Origin of the sequence: Roseovarius albus (genome assembly GCF_900172335.1) — a bacterium.
Taxonomy (GTDB): Bacteria; Pseudomonadota; Alphaproteobacteria; order Rhodobacterales; family Rhodobacteraceae; genus Roseovarius; species Roseovarius albus.
Map to the genome: position 1 here is coordinate 1 of NZ_FWFX01000037.1, position 1,179 is coordinate 1,179.

1 protein-coding gene is annotated in these 1,179 nt (G+C 56.2%); it reads right to left on the reverse strand.

What is annotated here, in order from left to right:
- Positions 1-2: 2 nt before the first annotated feature.
- The gene (gene tuf / locus ROA7450_RS20670; RefSeq protein ID WP_085807851.1) at positions 3-1,178 is read right to left on the reverse strand and encodes an elongation factor Tu; all 1,176 of its coding nucleotides are present in this window, start codon (positions 1,176-1,178) and stop codon (positions 3-5) included.
- Position 1,179 lies beyond the last annotated feature (1 nt).

A 1,179-nucleotide genomic window follows, 5' to 3' on the forward strand; every position in this document is an offset into this window, starting at 1 on the left:
GATTACTCGATGATTTTGGACACAACGCCGGCGCCGACGGTGCGGCCACCTTCGCGGATCGCGAAGCGCAGGCCGTTTTCCATGGCGATTGGGGCGATCAGCTCAACGTTGAACTTCAGGTTGTCGCCTGGCATCACCATCTCGGTGCCCGAAGGCAGCTCAACAGTGCCGGTCACGTCAGTGGTCCGGAAGTAGAACTGTGGACGGTAGTTCGCGAAGAATGGCGTGTGACGGCCACCTTCATCCTTGGTCAGGATGTAGGCTTCTGCCTCAAATTTGGTGTGCGGTGTCACGGAACCTGGCTTACACAGAACCTGACCACGCTCAACGCCTTCACGGTCGATACCGCGCAGCAGGGCGCCGATGTTGTCGCCGGCTTCACCGCGGTCCAGCAGCTTGCGGAACATTTCAACACCGGTACAGGTGGTTTTCTTGGTGTCGCGGATGCCAACGATTTCAATTTCGTCGCCAACGTTGATCACGCCACGCTCAACACGGCCAGTTACAACGGTACCACGACCCGAGATCGAGAACACGTCTTCAACCGGCATCAGGAAAGGCTGGTCAACCGCACGCGCAGGGGTTGGGATGTATTCATCAACCGCTGCCATCAGCTTTTTGATCGACTCTTCACCAATCTCTGGGTTGTTGCCTTCCATCGCGGCCAGGGCCGAACCAGGGATCACTGGGATGTCGTCGCCAGGATATTCGTACGAGCTCAGCAGCTCACGGATTTCCATTTCAACCAGTTCCAGCAGCTCTTCGTCGTCTACTTGGTCAACTTTGTTCATGTAAACAACCATGTGCGGGATGCCAACCTGGCGACCCAGCAGGATGTGCTCGCGAGTCTGAGGCATTGGGCCGTCAGCGGCGTTCACAACCAGGATCGCGCCGTCCATCTGCGCCGCACCGGTGATCATGTTTTTCACGTAGTCAGCGTGACCTGGGCAGTCAACGTGCGCGTAGTGACGACCTTCGGTCTCATACTCAACGTGCGCGGTTGAGATGGTGATGCCGCGGGCTTTTTCTTCTGGCGCGCCGTCAATTTGGTCATACGCTTTGAAGTCACCAAAATACTTGGTGATAGCAGCCGTCAACGTCGTCTTACCATGGTCAACGTGACCAATCGTGCCGATGTTTACGTGGGGTTTTGAGCGATCAAACTTTTCCTTAGCCATA